Annotated in this window: 18 protein-coding genes; 6 read left to right on the top strand and 12 right to left on the bottom strand. The window is 74.8% G+C overall.

The genetic code is table 11. The annotated features are described in order from the left end of the window. The coding region (locus ACW0Q9_RS20730) for a Vgb family protein (RefSeq protein WP_456183746.1) at positions 1–726 on the bottom strand (726 nt) is incomplete at its 3' end. A 181-nt stretch (positions 727–907) separates the two neighbouring features. On the opposite strand from ACW0Q9_RS20730, the gene ACW0Q9_RS20725 reads away from it, so the two are divergent. Then, on the top strand, positions 908–1366 hold the full coding sequence (locus ACW0Q9_RS20725) for a hypothetical protein (protein WP_456183744.1): 459 nt from the start codon (positions 908–910) through the stop codon (positions 1364–1366). Between the two features lie 193 nt (positions 1367–1559). Here the strand turns inward: ACW0Q9_RS20725 and ACW0Q9_RS20720 are convergent, their stop codons facing one another. The 4 genes from ACW0Q9_RS20720 to glnA all read right to left on the bottom strand — a co-directional run bounded on the left by ACW0Q9_RS20720 (position 1560) and on the right by glnA (position 4740). Then, positions 1560–1931, bottom strand: coding sequence for a VOC family protein (locus tag ACW0Q9_RS20720; protein WP_456183742.1), 372 nt, complete (start codon positions 1929–1931; stop codon positions 1560–1562). Positions 1932–2157: 226 nt separating this feature from the next. Continuing rightward, positions 2158–2850, bottom strand: a complete 693-nt coding sequence (locus tag ACW0Q9_RS20715; protein WP_456183740.1) for a helix-turn-helix transcriptional regulator — start codon at positions 2848–2850, stop codon at positions 2158–2160. Positions 2851–2882: 32 nt separating this feature from the next. Beyond that, positions 2883–3308, bottom strand: a complete 426-nt coding sequence (locus tag ACW0Q9_RS20710) for a DUF350 domain-containing protein (RefSeq protein ID WP_456183738.1) — start codon at positions 3306–3308, stop codon at positions 2883–2885. Positions 3309–3390: 82 nt separating this feature from the next. Continuing rightward, complete coding sequence (gene glnA / locus ACW0Q9_RS20705; protein ID WP_456183736.1) at positions 3391–4740, bottom strand: type I glutamate--ammonia ligase; 1350 nt, start codon at positions 4738–4740, stop codon at positions 3391–3393. Between the two features lie 207 nt (positions 4741–4947). On the opposite strand from glnA, the gene ACW0Q9_RS20700 reads away from it, so the two are divergent. Both ACW0Q9_RS20700 and panB read left to right on the top strand, forming a co-directional pair. Next, complete coding sequence (locus ACW0Q9_RS20700; protein ID WP_456183735.1) at positions 4948–6708, top strand: NAD+ synthase; 1761 nt, start codon at positions 4948–4950, stop codon at positions 6706–6708. A gap of 118 nt (positions 6709–6826) precedes the next feature. Then, positions 6827–7672 (top strand): 3-methyl-2-oxobutanoate hydroxymethyltransferase, encoded by an 846-nt coding sequence (gene panB, locus ACW0Q9_RS20695; protein WP_189194988.1) that lies wholly within the window; start codon positions 6827–6829, stop codon positions 7670–7672. 46 nt (positions 7673–7718) lie between these two features. Here the strand turns inward: panB and ACW0Q9_RS20690 are convergent, their stop codons facing one another. The 5 genes from ACW0Q9_RS20690 to ACW0Q9_RS20670 all read right to left on the bottom strand — a co-directional run bounded on the left by ACW0Q9_RS20690 (position 7719) and on the right by ACW0Q9_RS20670 (position 11867). Further along, positions 7719–8162 (bottom strand): VOC family protein, encoded by a 444-nt coding sequence (locus ACW0Q9_RS20690; protein WP_456183733.1) that lies wholly within the window; start codon positions 8160–8162, stop codon positions 7719–7721. A 28-nt stretch (positions 8163–8190) separates the two neighbouring features. Next, complete coding sequence (gene npdG / locus ACW0Q9_RS20685) at positions 8191–8889, bottom strand: NADPH-dependent F420 reductase (RefSeq protein ID WP_456183731.1); 699 nt, start codon at positions 8887–8889, stop codon at positions 8191–8193. A 73-nt stretch (positions 8890–8962) separates the two neighbouring features. Next, positions 8963–10399 carry an RNB domain-containing ribonuclease gene (locus ACW0Q9_RS20680; RefSeq protein ID WP_456183729.1) on the bottom strand — a complete coding sequence of 479 codons (1437 nt, stop codon included), beginning with the start codon at positions 10397–10399 and terminating at the stop codon, positions 8963–8965. A 128-nt stretch (positions 10400–10527) separates the two neighbouring features. After that, on the bottom strand, positions 10528–11583 hold the full coding sequence (locus ACW0Q9_RS20675) for a hypothetical protein (RefSeq protein ID WP_456183727.1): 1056 nt from the start codon (positions 11581–11583) through the stop codon (positions 10528–10530). A 77-nt stretch (positions 11584–11660) separates the two neighbouring features. Continuing rightward, positions 11661–11867: a hypothetical protein gene (locus tag ACW0Q9_RS20670; RefSeq protein WP_456183725.1), complete on the bottom strand. Its 207-nt coding sequence runs from the start codon at positions 11865–11867 to the stop codon at positions 11661–11663. A 154-nt stretch (positions 11868–12021) separates the two neighbouring features. On the opposite strand from ACW0Q9_RS20670, the gene ACW0Q9_RS20665 reads away from it, so the two are divergent. Together ACW0Q9_RS20665 and ACW0Q9_RS20660 are read left to right on the top strand one after the other, a co-directional pair. After that, positions 12022–12453: a hypothetical protein gene (locus ACW0Q9_RS20665; RefSeq protein ID WP_456183724.1), complete on the top strand. Its 432-nt coding sequence runs from the start codon at positions 12022–12024 to the stop codon at positions 12451–12453. Positions 12454–12515: 62 nt separating this feature from the next. Next, complete coding sequence (locus tag ACW0Q9_RS20660; RefSeq protein ID WP_456183722.1) at positions 12516–13790, top strand: M48 family metallopeptidase; 1275 nt, start codon at positions 12516–12518, stop codon at positions 13788–13790. 33 nt (positions 13791–13823) lie between these two features. On the opposite strand, the gene ACW0Q9_RS20655 is transcribed toward ACW0Q9_RS20660, so the two are convergent. After that, positions 13824–14798 carry a hypothetical protein gene (locus ACW0Q9_RS20655; protein WP_456183720.1) on the bottom strand — a complete coding sequence of 325 codons (975 nt, stop codon included), beginning with the start codon at positions 14796–14798 and terminating at the stop codon, positions 13824–13826. Then, complete coding sequence (locus ACW0Q9_RS20650; protein ID WP_456183718.1) at positions 14792–15124, bottom strand: PadR family transcriptional regulator; 333 nt, start codon at positions 15122–15124, stop codon at positions 14792–14794. The genes ACW0Q9_RS20655 and ACW0Q9_RS20650 overlap by 7 nt, the downstream gene beginning before the upstream one ends. 65 nt (positions 15125–15189) lie before the next feature. Here ACW0Q9_RS20650 and ACW0Q9_RS20645 point away from each other — a divergent pair, with 65 nt between their 5' ends. Continuing rightward, positions 15190–16257, top strand: coding sequence for a DNA glycosylase AlkZ-like family protein (locus ACW0Q9_RS20645; RefSeq protein ID WP_456183716.1), 1068 nt, complete (start codon positions 15190–15192; stop codon positions 16255–16257). Positions 16258–16369: the final 112 nt, after the last annotated feature.

Genomic DNA, 16369 nt, shown 5'->3' with positions numbered 1-16369 from the left:
CTCGGTGAACCAGCAGCCGCCGGCCGGGTCGGCGACGATCGCGTGCGGGCGGGCCGCCCGGTCCGGCAGCGGGAACTCGTCGATCCGGCCGTCCGGGGTGATCCGGCCGAGCTGGCCGGCGAGGATCTCGACGAACCAGAGCGCGCCGTCGCCGCCCAGGGTGATGCCCACCGGTCCGGCGGCCTCCGTCGGCAGGGCGTGCAGGGTCACCCGGCCGTCCAGGGCGACCCGGGCGATGGCGTTGGCCTGGTTGAGGGTGAGCCAGAGCGCGCCGTCCGGCCCGGCGGCCAGCATCGACGGGAAGCCCTTGGCGACCGGCAGCGGGAAGGTGGTGACCGCCCCGTCGAGGGTGACCCGGCCGACGGTGTCGTCGCCCATGCCGGCGTACCAGAGCGCGTCGTCCGGGCCGACGGCGAGGCCGCACGGCGCGGTCCCCGGCGGGAGCGCGACGGAGCTGGTCTCCCCGTGGACGGTGATCCGGCCCAGCCGGTGGTCGCCGGAGCGGGTGTACCAGAGCGCGCCGTCCGGACCGCCGGTGATGATCAGCGGCCGGCTCTCCGCCGGGTCCACGAGGTAGGTGCGCACCTCGGCGTCCGGCCCGACCCGGGCGACGCCACCCGTCCCGGCCAGCGTCAGCCAGAGCGCGCCGTCCGGGCCGGCGATGATCCCGTACGGGCCGGAGCGCGGGTCCGGCAGCTGGATCTCCCGGATGGAGGGGTTCGTCATGCGGCTTCGCCTTCCGTCGGTGACCGGCCCACCCTCGCGGCCCCCGCAGCCCGTCGCAACTGCTTTGTCCCGGTTCCCGGACGCGATTGCCAGCGCGCTGACAGGTTCGCCACGGGTTGCGCCCAGCTCCGACGGTCACTGTCGGTGATGTCATCGCACCACCACCGAACAGGAGAATCGCATGATCCGCAGGATGTCGAGGAAGCACCTGCTGGCCGGCCTGGCCGCCGCCGGCGTGCTCGGCGTCGGGATCGCCGCCCCGACGGTGGCGCTCGCCGACGACAAGAGCCCGAGCCCGGCCCCGAGCGCCAGCACCGACCAGGGCACCGACCGGCAGCAGCAGCGCGCCGACCGGCAGGCCGAGTTCGCCGAGGCGCTCGCCAAGGAACTGGGCGTCCCCACCGACAAGGTCACCGCGGCGCTGGAGAAGCTGCGCGAGCAGCGCCAGGCCGACCGGCCCGAGCGGCCGTCGACCGAGGACCGGCAGACCGCGCTGAAGGAGCGGCTGGACCAGGCCGTCAAGGACGGCAAGCTCACCCAGGAGCAGGCCGACGCGGTGCTGAAGGCCGCCGAGGCCGGCGTCTTCCCGGGCCCGGGCGGTCACGGCCACCGCGGCTGGTCCGACCGGGCCGGCAACTGACCCGGGTGGCTCCGCCGTCTCCTCACCGGCCGCACCTCCCTCCCGGCCGGAGCCCGCTCCCCGGCGGGGCCACCCACTGACCACGTGGGCGGGCGTCCGCTCCGGCGGCGCTGCCGGGGCGGACGCCCGCCCGTTCCGCCCTTGGGCCGGGTGCGTCCTGCCGCTCGGGCGGCGTCGGACGCACCCGGAGCGCTCACCCCTCGGCGGGCGGGGTGAAGACGCCGATGTGGTTGCCCGACGGGTCGAGCAGGTGGGCGAAGGTCAGCCCACTCGGCGTGGTCCGCAGCGGCACCAGGACCTTGCCCCCGGCCGCCTCGGCCCGCCGGCAGGTCCCCGCCACGTCGGCGACCTCGGCGTAGAAGATCGCGTAGTTCGGGGAGTCGCCGTTGGTGGCCCGGATGGCGCCGCCGATCCCCCGCTCCCCGCCGGCCGCCGTCTGCCGGTACGACGCTCCCGGGCCGCCCTGCTCCTCGAAGGTCCAGCCGAACAGGTCGGCGTAGAAGCGCTCGACCTCCTCCGGGCGGTCGGAGCCGATCTCGAACCAGGTGACGGGCGTGCTGGACATGCTTCCTCCTGTGGCTCGCGCCGGCCGGTCGGCCGGCGTCAGGAGTCAGCCTCGGCGCTCTCCGCGACACCGTCCTGTCGGAGTTTCTCGGGCAGTTCGGCTTCGTTCATCACCAGCGGGCGCAGCCGACGGGCGAGGTCCCGACGCCGGTCTCGGACACCCGCGCTCCTCCCCCAGGCACGGCCGGACCTGTCCGGATCCCGCATCCGCCGGATGCTGTCGGGTGTCAGACCAGACTCAGTGGACGGACCCGCCCGGCGGGGATGTCCAGGTCCTCGGGGCGCAGCTCCCGGGTCACCGGCTCGGCCAGCGGACGCACCGAGTCGATCCGGTCGGTGCGGAAGCAGCGCAGGCCGTCGCGCAGCCGGCACCAGGCGACCAGGTACCAGTGCGTCTGGTTGCCCAGGTAGGCCAGGGGCTCCACGTCGCGCGCCGAGACCGCGCCGGCGCGGTCCGCGTACGTCAGGCGGAGCACGCGACGGGCGGCGACCGCGTCGGCGACGGCGGCCGGGACGGGCGTGGCCGGCCCGCCGCCGATGAGGTGCACCCGGCCGGCCAGCCGGTGCGCCTCGGCGGCGTCGGCGGGCGGCATCACCGCGACCAGCTTGCGCAGCGCCGCGCCGGCGGCCGGGGCGAACGGCGTGCCGCCCAGCCGGTGCAGCGCGACGGCCATGGCCACCGCCTCGCCCGGGGTCAGGTTGACCGGGGGCAGGGTGCGCGCCCGGTCGACCACATAGCCACCGGTGCGGCCCGGCTCGGCCCAGATCGGCACCCCGGCGCCCTGCAACGCGGTGATGTCGCGCTCGATGGTGCGGGTGCTGACCTCGAAGCGCCCGGCCAGCCAGCGGGCACTGCGCGGCCGCGGCGAGACCGCCCGCAGCTCCTCCACCAGCGCGTAGAGACGGTCGGTGCGGTTCACGCCCGGAGGCTATGCCCCGGGTACGACAGGCGTCAGGCGATGCAGGCGCAGACGATCAGCGCGACGCCGAAGTGGGTGGCCGCGCTGACCCGGGCGGCCGGGTGCGGCTCGTCGGCGCAGATGATCTCGCCGAGCTTGCCGGGGGTGAGCAGGTCCAGCACGAAGAAGGCCAGCGCCATCACGAGCAGGCCGACCAGGCCGAAGATCACCGTGGAGGCGAGCCCCTTGCCGAAGGAGCTGTAGCTGGTGAGGATCGCGGTGAAGACGATGCCGGCGATGCCGAGCTGGTTGGCGGCGAGCAGCAGCGCCGCGTTGCCGTTGCGGCGCACCCAGATCAGCTCGCGCAGCTTCCCGGGAGTGAGCAGGTCGACCAGCAGGAAGCCGGCGGCCATCAGAGCGACCCCGACGACCCCGAACACGATGCTCTGCCACGCCCCGTTGAGCAGGTCTCCCAGCACCGAACGCCCTCCCCGGCCTCGCCCGCCCGACGCGGCTGCCGGGGCGGTGCCGCAGACGATAGCGGCACCGCACCACCGTGATCTAGAGCGACAGGTAACGCTGCCGCTCGTAGGGGGTGACCTCGCGGCGATACTGCTCCCACTCGGCCCGCTTGTTGCGCAGGAAGAAGTCGAAGACGTGCTCGCCGAGCACCTCGGCGACCAGCTCGGAGCCGGCCATCACGTCGATCGCCTCGGCCAGGTTCTCCGGCAGCGCCTCGTAGCCCATGGCGCGGCGCTCGGCGCTGCTCAGCGACCAGACGTCGTCCTCGGCGCCCGGCGGCAGCTCGTAGCCCTCCTCGATGCCCTTGAGGCCCGCGCCGAGCATGACCGCGAAGGCCAGGTAGGGGTTGGTCGCCGAGTCCAGCGAACGGACCTCGACCCGGGCCGAGTTGGGCTTGCCGTAGGCGGGCACCCGGACCAGCGCGGACCGGTTCAGGTGACCCCAGCAGACGTACGCCGGGCTCTCGGTGATGCGGTCCGGCAGCGCCTGCGGGAAGAGCCGCTTGTAGGAGTTGACCCACTGGTTGGTGACGGCGGTGTACTCCCGGGCGTGGGTGAGCAGCCCGGCGATGAACGACTTGGCCACCTTGGAGAGCTTCATCGGGTCGCCCGCGTCGTGGAACGCGTTGCGCTCCCCCTCGAACAGCGACAGGTGGGTGTGCATGCCGCTGCCCGGCTGGTCGGTGAAGGGCTTCGGCATGAAGCTGGCCTGCACGCCGGTGGAGAGCGCGACCTCCTTCACCACGTGCCGGAAGGTCATGATGTTGTCGGCGGTGGTCAGCGCGTCGGCGTAGCGCAGGTCGATCTCCTGCTGGCCGGGGGCCACCTCGTGGTGACTGAACTCCACCGAGATGCCGATCCGCTCCAGCGCCAGCACCGCCTGCCGGCGGAAGTCGCGGGCCACCGCGTGGGTGGTGTGCTCGAAGTAGCCGCCGGTGTCCACCGGGGTCGGCACCGAGCCGTCCTGCGGGCCGTTCTCCAGCAGGAAGAACTCGATCTCCGGGTGGGTGTAGAAGGTGAAGCCCTTCTCGGCCGCCCGGGACAGCGCCCGGCGCAGCACGTGCCGCGGGTCGGCCCAGGACGGGCTGCCGTCGGGGAGCAGGATGTCGCAGAACATCCGGGCGCTCTCGCCGCTGACCCCGCCCTCGAACGGGAAGACCTGGAAGGTGGTCGGGTCGGGCATGGCCACCATGTCCGACTCGAAGACCCGGGCGAAGCCCTCGATGGCCGAGCCGTCGAAGCCGATGCCCTCCTCGAAGGCCGCCTCCAGCTCCGCCGGAGCCACCGACACGCTCTTGAGCGTGCCGAGCACGTCGGTGAACCACAGCCGGACGAACCGGATGTCCCGCTCTTCCAGCGTACGGAGGACGAACTCCTGCTGACGGTCCACTTCCACCCCTCGTGACACGTACGTCCGCACCGGTCGGGCCGGCCCGGCCTGACCGCCCAGTCTCCACCGGGCTCGTTACGCCGACGTTACGCCCCCACCCACCGCGTCGTCCTGCCGTGTCCCGCCCGGGGAGACGGCCGGGCGGCGGTGCCGGTGTCTCCCCCGTCCGGCCGGATTCGGCCCCTTCGGCTGAGGCAAGATGAGGGCATGCCCACCCTGCGTCTCGCCCTGTGCCAGGTCGACCCGACGGTCGGCGACATCGCCGGCAACGCCGGTCTGGTCCGCGCCTGGGCCCGCAAGGCCGCCGACGCCGGCGCCCAGCTCGCCCTCTTCCCGGAGCTGATGCTGACCGGCTACCCGGTCGAGGACCTGGTCTTCCGCCGGTCCTTCGTCGCCGCCTCGCGGGCCGCGCTGCACCGGCTCGCCGCCGACCTGGCCGCCGACGGCCTGGGCGACCTGCCGGTCCTGGTGGGCTACCTGGACGCGGACGGCCCGCCGCAGGTCAGCGCCGACGCCGAGCCGGGCCGGGGGGCCCGCAACGCCGCCGCGCTGCTGCACGGCGGGGCGGTGGTGGCCATCTACTTCAAGCACCACCTGCCCAACTACGGCGTCTTCGACGAGGACCGCTACTTCGTCCCGGGCGACACGTTGACAGTGGTCCGGATCGGCGGGGTCGACGTCGCGCTGACCATCTGCGAGGACCTCTGGCAGGCCGGCGGTCCGTTCGCGGTGGCCCGCCACGCGGGCGTCGGCCTGGTGCTCAACATCAACGGCTCGCCCTACGAGCTGAACAAGGACGACATCCGGCTGCCGCTGGTCCGCCGCCGGGCGGCCGAGGCGGGCGCCGCCATCGCGTACGTGAACATGGTCGGCGGCCAGGACGAGCTGGTCTACGACGGCGACTCGATGATCGTCGACGCGAACGGCACGCTGCTCGCCCGGGCGCCCCAGTTCGTCGAGCACCTGCTGGTGCACGACGTGGAGCTGCCGCCGGCCCGGGAGCCGATCGACGGCGAGGAGCGGGCCGACGAGATGCGGATCGTCCGGGCCAAGGTCAGCGACGTCCTGCCGCCGGCTCCCGTGGGCGGGGTCGCGGTCGGCGGGATCATCGAGCCGGTCGCCGACGAGGCGGAGGTCTGGCAGGCGCTGGTGCTGGGCCTGCGCGACTACGTCGACAAGAACCGGTTCCCCTCGGTGGTGCTCGGCCTCTCCGGCGGCATCGACTCGGCGGTGTCGGCGGCGCTGGCCGTCGACGCGCTCGGCCCGGACCGGGTGGTCGGGGTGTCGCTGCCCAGCCAGCACTCCTCCGAGCACTCCCGGGTCGACGCCGAGGAGCTGGCGAAGCGCACCGGCCTCCACTTCCGGATCGAGCCGATCCAGCCCATGGTGGACACCTTCCTGGCCAACATGTCGCTCTCCGGGGTGACCGTGGAGAACCTCCAGGCCCGGGTCCGCGGCGTGATCCTCATGGCGCTGTCGAACCAGGAGGGCCACCTGGTCCTCACCACCGGCAACAAGAGCGAGCTGGCGGTCGGCTACTCCACCCTGTACGGCGACTCGGTGGGCGGCTACAACCCGGTCAAGGACGTCTGGAAGACGCTGATCTGGCGGCTGGCGAAGTGGCGCAACGCCGACGCCGAGCGGCGCGGCGAGACGCCGCCCATCCCGGAGAGTTCGATCGGCAAGCCGCCGTCGGCCGAGCTGAGCCCCGGCCAGCTCGACAGCGACAGCCTCCCGGAATACGACGTGCTCGACCCGATCCTGATCGGCTACGTCGACGGCGACCTGGGTCGGGACGGCCTGGTCGCGTCGGGTCACGACCCGGCGATCGTGGACCGGGTGCTGCGGATGGTGGATACCGCCGAGTACAAGCGCCGGCAGTCCGCCCCCGGCACCAAGATCTCGATGAAGGCGTTCGGCCGGGACCGGCGGCTGCCGATCACCAACCGCTGGCGCGAGGACGGCTGACCCGCTCCCCGGTGGAAGTGAAATCCTCCACTCCGCCCTGCCCCCGGCCGGTGTCCCGGTGCGACGATCGCGGCGGAACCCGGGGACCGCGAAGGCGGCCTCGAGGAAGGAGAGAGTCATGGTGGAGTCCACCCCGACCGAGGTGACCGCCCTCTACGGCGGGCCGGCCACCCGGCGGGTCCGCACCCGCGACCTGATCGCCGCCAAGGAGCGCGGCGAGCGCTGGGCGATGCTCACCTCGTACGACCAGTACACCGCCTCGATCTTCGACCAGGCGGGGATCCCGGTGCTGCTGGTCGGCGACTCGGCGGCGAACAACGTGTTCGGCTACGAGACCACCCTGCCGGTGACCGCCGAGGAGCTGCTGCCCCTGGTCCGCGCGGTCGTCCGGGCGACCCGGCAGGCGCTGATCGTCGGTGACCTGCCCTTCGGCTCCTACGAGGAGGGGCCGACGCAGGCGCTGCGGACCGCGGTGCGGTTCATGAAGGAGGGCGGCTGCCACGCGGTGAAGCTGGAGGGCGGCCGCCGCTGCGCCGCCCAGATCGAGGCGATCGTCGGGGCGGGCATCCCGGTGATGGCCCACATCGGCTTCACCCCGCAGAGCGAGCACACCCTGGGCGGCTACCGGGTGCAGGGCCGGGGCGACACCGCCGAGGAGGTGATCGCCGACGCCCGGGCGGTGGCCGAGGCGGGCGCCTTCGCGGTGGTGCTGGAGATGGTGCCCGGCGAGGTGGCCAAGCGGATCACCGCCGAGCTGCGCATCCCCACGGTGGGCATCGGCGCCGGCCCGGACACCGACGGGCAGGTGCTGGTCTGGCAGGACATGGCCGGGCTGCGCACCGGCAGGGCCCCGCGCTTCGTCAAGCGCTACGCCGACCTGGCCGGCGCCCTGACCGACGCCACCCGCCGGTTCGCCGAGGAGGTGCGCGGCGGCGAGTTCCCGGCCGCCGAACACACCTTCTGACCCGTACGCCGGGCGGCGCGGCTCCCGGGCCGCGCCGCCCGGCCGGTCAGACCACGCAGAACTCGTTGTCCTCCGGGTCGGCCAGCTGCACCGAGTAGTAGCCGTCGTCGGGGTCGTCCATCCCGCCGAGCACCCGCGCGCCCAGGGCGGTCAGCCGGGCCACCTCGGCGTCGACCCGGGACCGCCGCTCGGCCAGCGGCACCGACCGCCCGCCACCGACCTTCAGGTCGATGTGCAGCCGATTCTTGACCGCCTTCGGCTCGGGAACCGGCTGGAACCAGATCCGCGGGCCGGCGCCGGTCGGGTCCTCCAGGCGGTCGAGGCAGTCGCCCTCGCCGAGTTCCTCGGCCGGGATGCCGACCGAGAGATACCAGTCCCGCCAGGTCGGCTGGCCGTCGGGCGGCGCCTGCGGCCGGTAGCGCAGCGCCTCCGCCCAGAACGCGACGAGCCGTGACGGCTCCCGACAGTCGATCACCAGTTGCCATTCCATGCGGCGATGGTGCCGCACGGGTGCGACGTCACAGGTCGGTGACGCGGATACCGGCGTGCGCCTTGTAGCGCTTGTTGATGGCGATCAGGTTGGCGGTGAACGCCTCGATCTGGTGGGCGTTGCGCAGCCGGCCGGCGTAGATGCCCCGCATCCCGGGGATCCGGGCGGCGAGCGCGGCGACCACCCCGACCAGCTCCCGGTCCTCGGTGCAGATCAGCACGTCCAGGTCGATCCGGTCGACCTCCGGGTCGGCGAGCAGGGGCGCGCTGACGTGGTTGAACGCGGCGCACACCCGGGAGTCGGGCAGCAGCCCGGCGGCCTGCTGCACGGCGCTGCCCTCGGCGACGGTCAGCGCGTACGGGCCCTGCTTGTCGAACCCGAGCGGGTTGACGCAGTCGATGACGATCTTGCCGGCGAGCGGGCCGGCCAGCGCCGCGACGATGGCGGCGTGCCCGTCCCACGGCACCGCGATGATCACCACGTCGCTGCGGCGGGCGACCTCGTCGTTGTCCGCGCCGGCGACGGTGGCGCCGGCCGGCACGCCGGGCAGGGCGGCGATCTCGGCGGCGGCCTGGGCGGCCCGGTCGGCGGCGCGGGAGCCGATCAGCACGGTCTGCCCGGCCCGGGCGAACCGGTAGGCGAGACCCCGCCCCTGGTCCCCGGTGCCACCGATGATGCCGACGGTCAGCCCGGAGACGTCGGGCAGCGTGGTCGCGTCGTAAGCCATACGGGTCATCCTCGCAAAGGTCACCGCACGGCAGCGCGGCCGGGCGCTGTGAGAATCCCCGCGCCGGCCGGCCTCACGCCTTCTCGAAGGCGACCTTGCGCTGCGCCGGGTCGGCGACGGTCAGGCGGACCCGGACGCGCTCCCCGAGCGGGAGTTCACCGGTGCAGCGGGCGCGGACCGGCGGCTCGTCCAGCGCGACGGTGCCGCCGGGCGGGCGCCCCGGGCGGCCGTTGGCCGCCGGCCGCGGCTCGTCCACGTCGAGCACCGCCGCCTCGAAGGTCTCCCCCACCCGGTGCGCCAGCAGCACCGCCTCGGCCAGTTCCACCGCGCCCCGGGTGGCCGCGGACGCGGTCCGGTCGGTCGTCGCCATCACCTCGGGCAGCTTCGGCAGCGCGGCCCGGACGTGCTCGGGCACCTCCCGGCCCTCGTGCAGGGCCAGGCAGACCTCGGTGGCGTACCGGTCGGCGAGCCGGCGCAGCGGCGCCGTCACGTGGGCGTACGCGGCAGCCACCCCGCCGTGCTCCGGCTGCTCCGGCCGGTCGCCGTCGAACGCCGTGTACGCGGCCCCGCGCATCAACTCGGCGGCCTGGTCCACGAAGGCTGCCGCCCGGGGCTGCGAGGCGTCCAGCCCGGCGAGCACCGCGCCGACCGGGGCGCCGGCCGGCCACGGCACGCCGAGCGGCCCGGCGGCCAGCCGCAGCCGGTCGACCGCCTCCGGCCGGGGCGGCGGCATCGTGCGCAGCAGGCCGATCCGGCCGGCCAGCATGATGTCGGCGGCGGCCATCCCGGTCAGCAGGGAGATCTGGGCGTTGTGCTCCTCCATCGGGCCGGGCCCGCGCAGCACCAGCCGCCAGCCGTCGCCGTCCGGCTCGACGTCCTGCTCGGGCAGCGGCAGGTTGATCGCGCCCCGGCGCAGCCCACGGGCGGTGAGCAGGCCGCCGATCTCGGGCAGCAGGGCGATCGGCTCGGGCAGCCGGCCGGCGTCGGCGTCGCGCTGCACCCCGGAGTAGTCGAGCTTGGCCCGGCTGCGCACCCGGGCCCGCTCCAGCGTGACGGCGACCGTGCCGCCGTCGCCATCGAGGTCGATGGTCCAGAGCACGGCCGCCCGGTCGGCGTCGGGCAGCAGGCTGGCCGCCCCCTCGCTGAGCGTGTGCGGATGCAGCGGCACGTTCCCGTCGGGCAGGTAGACGGTCTGCCCGCGCCGCCAGGTCTCCTCCTCCAGTGCCCCGCCGGGGCGGACGTGGGTGAAGACGTCGGCGATCGCGTACCGGACGCGGTAGCCGCCACCGGGCCGGCGGGCGAGGTGCATGGCCTGGTCGAGGTCGCGCGAGGTCGCCGGGTCGACGGTGACGAACGGGACGTCGGTCCGGTCGGCGACGGCCGGCAGCGGCGCGGCGGCGGCCGCGTCGGCCTCGCGCTGCGCCGCGGCCGGGAAGTCTTCGGAAAGTCCCAGCTCGCGGCGCAGCGCGCCGAAGTCGATGCGGGGCGCCAGTACGCGTCGGATCACCACGGGGTCAATCCTGACAGCGCCCCGCGTGATCCGCTCACCGGCCGCCGGTGGTCCGGGTCGCGGCGCGGCGTCCGCCGCGCCGGGCCGGAGTTGCCGCCGGCCGGGCGCCGGTCAGCGGAACCCCGATGTCAGCCGGCGGTCCGCCGGGTGCCGCCCGGCTTGGCCGTGGACCGACCGGCCACGACCCGGGTGCCGGCCGGCTTCCGGGCGGCGGTGAGCCGCTTGTGGGTGCCCGTCGAGGTGCTCGTCCGGGCCTCGACGGGGCCGACCGACGACGCCGCGGAGGTGGCCTTACGACCCGCCGACTTGCGTGTCGTGACGGACGAGGTGCCGGTGGCCTTCCTGGCCGGCGCCTTCTTCGCCGCCGCCTTGCGGGCGCCGCCGCTCGGTCGGGTGGCGGTGGCCTTGGCGGCGGTGGTCTTCTTCGCCGGGGCCTTCTTCGCCGCCGTCGCCTTCTTGGCGGGGGCCTTCTTCGCCGCCGCGCCGGTCTTCTTCACCGCGGCGGTGGCCTTCTTCCCGGTGGAGGTGACCTTGCGGGCGGCGGTGGTCTTCTTCGCCGGAGCCTTCTTCGCCGCCGGTGCCTTCTTCGCGGCCGGAGCCTTCTTCGCCGGTGCCTTCTTCGCCGCCGGAGCCTTCTTCGCCGGTGCCTTCTTCGCCGCCGGAGCCTTCTTCGCCGGTGCCTTCTTGGCCGGTGCCGTCTTCGCGGCCGTCGTCTTCTTCGCCGCCGCCGCCGTGGTGGTCTTCCGTGCCGGCGCCTTCTTGGCGGCCGTGGTCTTCTTCGCCGCGGCCGTGGTGGTCTTCCTGGCCGGGGCCTTCGTCGCGGCGGTGGTGGTCTTCCTGGCGGGGGCCTTCTTCGCCGTCGTCTTCGTGGCGGCGGTGGTCTTCTTGGCGGCCGTGGTCTTCTTCGCGGCGGCGGTGGTCTTCTTGGTGGTGGCCTTCGTGGCGGGCGCCTTCTTGGCCGTGGTCTTCGTGGCCGGGGCCTTCGCCGGCGCCTTACGGGCGGCCGACACGACCTTCTTGGCGGCGGCCTTCCGCGCGACCCCCGTCTTCGCCGGCACCCGGCCGGCGCCGGCACCCGAGGCGTTCGGGGAGGCCTTGGTGACCGTCGCCGTCCGGCCGGCGGTGGTCTTCTTGGCGGTCGTCCGTTTCGCGGCCGGGCGGGTGGCCTGCTGTGCTTCGGCCATCTCGGTTCCCTTTCCTGGGGACGTGCTCTCGCCCTCGCGGAGCACGGATCACCTCGACGCGGGCCGTCCCGCGCCGTCTACCTGCCCTCCCCGGCCCAACGGGCGTCCTCGGCGTCCCACGCTTCGTTGCGCTCCCGCACCTGCTGCAGGGCGTTCTCCGCGTCGGCGGCTGAGGCGTACGGTCCGAGAACGTGCTTCGCGGGGCACACGTCGGCATCGGTCTCGACCCGGTGGTGTCGGGTGCACCAGTAGTAGTGCCCACCACCACTTCCGTCGTCGCTCATGCGATCACTGTGCACCGCGAACCGCCCGGCCGCCACCGGAACGCCGTAAATAGTCGCCGATGTCCTCCACAGTAGACCTGGTCAGGGCGGTTCCGGGCCGGAACGGCGGAAGACGGGGCAGCCGGCCACCGGGTCGGTGGCGCACAATCCCGGGGTGCGCTTCGGGGGAGGACGGTGGGCGCGCCGGCGACGCGGTCTGCTGGCCGGCACGGCGCTGGCGGCCCTCGTGGCGGTCGGTCTCGCGCTGGGGGTGCCGATGCTGCGGGACCGGTCGCAGCAGCGGCTGGAACACCGGGCCGACCGGGAGGTGACGGCCACGGCCCAACGCGCCCGGACCGTCCTGCTGGCCGAGCCGTCGGCGCGGGAGGCGGACCTGCGGCGGGCCGCCGGCACCGTGGACGACGTCGAGGTCCTCACGGTGACGGCGGGCGCCGCCGAGGTCCGGCTTGTCTTCCGGGTACGCGTGGCGAAGACCGCCGCGTCGGTGTTCGGCTGGCAGCGGGCCGACGCCGCCGCCTGCTTCGCCCTGATGGTGCGCCGGGTGTCCACGCCCGCCCCGCTGGAACGGCTGCGCTGCCCCGGCTGACCGCGCACCTCCCCCGAACGGCTGGTACCAGGGCGGTCCGGTTCCCGACAGGATCACCGCTCGTGATCACTGAGTTGACCGGCACGGGGGCGTGTCCGGACTGTGGCGCGGCGACCGTGTCGATCCGCGAGGCGCTGCCCTGGTGCGCCGGTTGCGAGTGGAACCTCGACGGCTACGACCGCGCGCGCCAGGAGCCCGAGCTGGGCTGGTCCTGGATCGACCGGCGGACGTACCGGCTGGCCTCCCGGCTGACCCGCCGGCAGTACGCCACGCTGGTCGGCCGGCCGTTGCAGTCGACCGGGTGGAGTCTCGCCCGGGCGCTGACCGTCGGCGTCTCGCTGCTGCTCCTGGTCGGGGTGCTGGCCCTGGCGGTTACCGGGGTGTGGCTGCTGTTCGCGTACCCGTTCCCGAACCTCGCGATCGTGGTCGGGCTGGCGCTGATCGGGTTGGCGGTGGCGCTGCGACCCCGCTTCGGCCGCGTCCCGTCGGACGTGGAGGTGCTCACCCGGGCGGAGGCGCCCGAACTGCACGCGCTGGTCGAGGAGGTGGCGGGGCGGATCGGCGCGCCGGTGCCGCACGTGCTGGCCGTCGACGCCGACCTGAACGCGTACGCGACCGCCGTGGGGCTGCGCCGGCGACGGCTGCTCTGCCTCGGGCTGCCGCTGTGGGGCGCGCTGGACGGGCCGGCACGGGTCGCGTTGCTCGGTCACGAGCTCGGCCACTTCGTCAACGGCGACGTGCGGCGCGGGCCGCTGACCCAGCCGGCGCTGACCATGCTCGGCACCGCCGCCGACCTGTTCCGCCCGGTGCCCGGCACGCACGGGGCGGGGCTGGTGGCGCTGATCGGCGAGTGGCTGGGTCGGATGGTGTCCTGGACGCTGTCCCGGATCCTCTTCGTCGGTCACCTGGCGCTGGCCGCCACCGCGCTGCACAGCACCCAGCGGGCCGAGTACCTGGCCGACGAGATGTCCGCCCGGGCGGCCGGCACGGCGGGCGCGACGCGCCTGCTCGACGTCATGCTCAACACCGAGTCGGTGGCGCTGGTGGTGCGCCAGGCGAGCCGGGGTGGACACGGGCCGGCGGCCTGGCGGGCCGGGACGGCCCGGTCGGTGGCCGCCGCGGCCGACCGGCTGCCGCTGCTGCGGCAGCTCTCCGTCCGGGAGGAGACGTCGCTGTTCGCCACGCATCCTCCGGCGGGGCTGCGCCACCGGATGCTCGGTGCGCGGTCCTGGCAGGACCCCGCCGTGGTGCTCACCGAAGCCCGGGCCGAGCGGATCGACGCGGAGCTGGCGCGGCACTACGAGCGGGCCGGCCGGATCGTGGCCTGGGCAGGCTGATGCCGCAACCCGGCCGGCCGCCGTACCGGCGGGTCAGGCGGGTGACGGGACGGGCGCCGGCACGGGCTCGGCGGCCGGCGCCGGCCGGGCCGCCGCGACGGCGTAGGCCACCGCGTACGGGGTGCAGGCCAGATAGAAGACGGGCTCGACGAGCACCCGGTCGGTGATGAGGAACCGTTCCCAGGCGGTGGGGCGGGGCAGCCCGAGCGACGAGTCGGTCCAGCAGTTGAGCAGCCAGAGCGGGGCGGAGATCCGGTCCACGGTGTCCGGGGGGAGGCCCTCGCCGACCGGCCCGACGGGGGTCGCCGGGATGGCGGAGACCACCGCCAGGACGACCGCGGCGTCGGCCGCGACCAGCGCGCCGAGCACCCCGACGGCCCAGGCCAGCCGGGTCCGGCCCCGGTGGGCCAGGAGCCCCGCGCCCCAGAGGGCCGGCACCAGCAGGGCGAGCCAGAGCAGCAGCCCGGGAGCGGCGCCCGGCAGGCCCCGCTCGCCCCGGCCGGCGAGCGCGGCGAGCAGCACCGTGACGGTCAGCCCGATCGGCAGCACGACGCCGAGCGCGGTGGCCAGCGGTCCGGTGCGTACGGTCCGCCGCGCGGCCCGGGCCACGACGAGGGCGAGCAGCGTGCCCAGCCCGGCGGTGAGGCCGGACCAGAGTGGCAGCTGCATCGGGGTCGCCCACTCCACGTGGAGTTCGAGCGCCCGGATCGCCAGGCTCATCACCACGGCGGTGACCACGACGACCGCGACGCAGGCCGGCGGGGCGAGCAGCAGCACCCCGGCGGTACGCCGCAGCCGCCGGTGCAGCACGGGCCGGTCGACCACCGGCGCACCGGCCCGGCTGGTGGCCAGGCTGGCCGCGAAGCGCAGCATCCGCCACCGCTCCCCGCGCCCGGCCAGGACGTGCAGCTCGGCGTCCCACTCCCGGACCAGGTCGTCGCGCAGCTCGGCAGGCCAGCGCCGCACCGCCGCCCGCAGCAGGGAGCCGGCCAGCCGCCGGGTCACCACGCCGGGGCTCCCGTCGGGTCGGCCCCGGCCCGTGACGTCCCGCCCGGCGGGGCGAGGGCGCGCAACTCGGCGAGCGCCAGCCGGGCGGCTCGCACCCCGTCGCCGGTGAGCCGGTAGTAGCGGCGGGCGGGCCGGCCGGCGGCGACCGGGTCGATGTCCTCCCAGTCGGCGGCGAGCCAACCGGCCGCCCGGAGCCGGTGCAGGACCGGATAGAGGGTGCCGCTGGGCAGGCCGGTGAGCTTCATGAGGTCGAGCCCGTAGCGCGGGGCCTCGGGGTCGGCGAGGAGCGCGGAGAGCACCTTCGCCACCGGGATCGTCAACCGCATGGCCGCACTGTATCGGAAATCTACATAGGGTGCGGGGTCCGATCGCCCGGGCTAACCTCGCCCGCATGGCCCCGCACCGGCTCGACCGCGCCACCGCCCGCCGCGTCGCCGTCCGCGCCCAACTCCTCGACGCGCACCGCCCGACCGACCTGCTGGCGGTGGTGGACCGGTTGACGTTCCTCCAGATCGACCCGACCGCCGCGGTCGCCCCCAACGCCGACCTGGTCGCCTGGACCCGGTTGGGCGCCGGCTACCGGCCGAGCGACCTGACCCGGGCGCTGGAGCGGGACCGCAGCCTGTTCGAGCACCGGGCCATGGTGCGGCCGATGACCGACCTGCGGCTGCACCTCGCCGACATGGCGGCCTGGCCCGCGGAGAGCCGGCGCCGCGAGTGGCTGGCCGCCAACGACACCTTCCGCCGGTACGTGCTGGACCTCCTGCGTGACGCCGGCCCGCTGCTCAGCCGGGACGTGGAGGACCGCAGCGTGGTGCCCTGGCCGTCGACCGGCTGGACGAACAACCGCAACGTCACCCAGATGCTGGAGTTCCTCGCCGCGCGCGGCGAGATCGCCGTCGCCGGCCGGATCGGCCGGCAACGCACGTGGGATCTCGCCGAGCGGGTCTACCCGGCCGGGACGCCGGCGGTCCCCGCCGAGGAGGCCCGCCGCCTCCGCGACGAGCGGCTGCTCCGCTCGCTCGGCGTCGCCCGGCCCCTGCTGGTCGGCGAGGCCGGCGAGGCGGCCGAGATCGAGGGTACGTCGGGCCAATGGCGGGTCGATCCGGCGGCGCTCGACGGCGCGCCCTTCACCGGGCGCACCGCCCTGCTCTCCCCGTTCGACCGGCTCGTGCACGACCGCAAGCGCGCCCTGGAGCTCTTCGGCTTCGACTACCGGCTGGAGATGTACGTGCCCCGGGCGCAACGGCGCTGGGGCTACTTCGCCCTGCCCGTGCTGCACCACGACCGGCTGGTGGGCAAGGTGGACGCCACCGCCGACCGGAAGGCGTCGGTGCTGCGGGTCGACGCGGTCCACCAGGACGTGCCGTTCACCTCCGGGCTGACGGCCGCGGTGGACGCCGAACTGTCCGCGCTGGCCGCCTGGCTGGGGCTGGCGGGCGGCGTCCGTCGACAGTGAAGCCTCAGTGGCTCCCCACTGTGGCCGGTCCGACGATCTGGTGGAGGAAGGCGGCGAGGTTCGCCGTCGTCCGGTCGATCTTCTCGCCGAGCGTGATGGACTCGTCGAGGCG

It is taken from the genome of Micromonospora sp. I033 (genome assembly GCF_053890995.1).
Note: the sequence above shows the minus strand (reverse complement) of the source record. Positions and strands in the feature narration are given on the sequence as shown.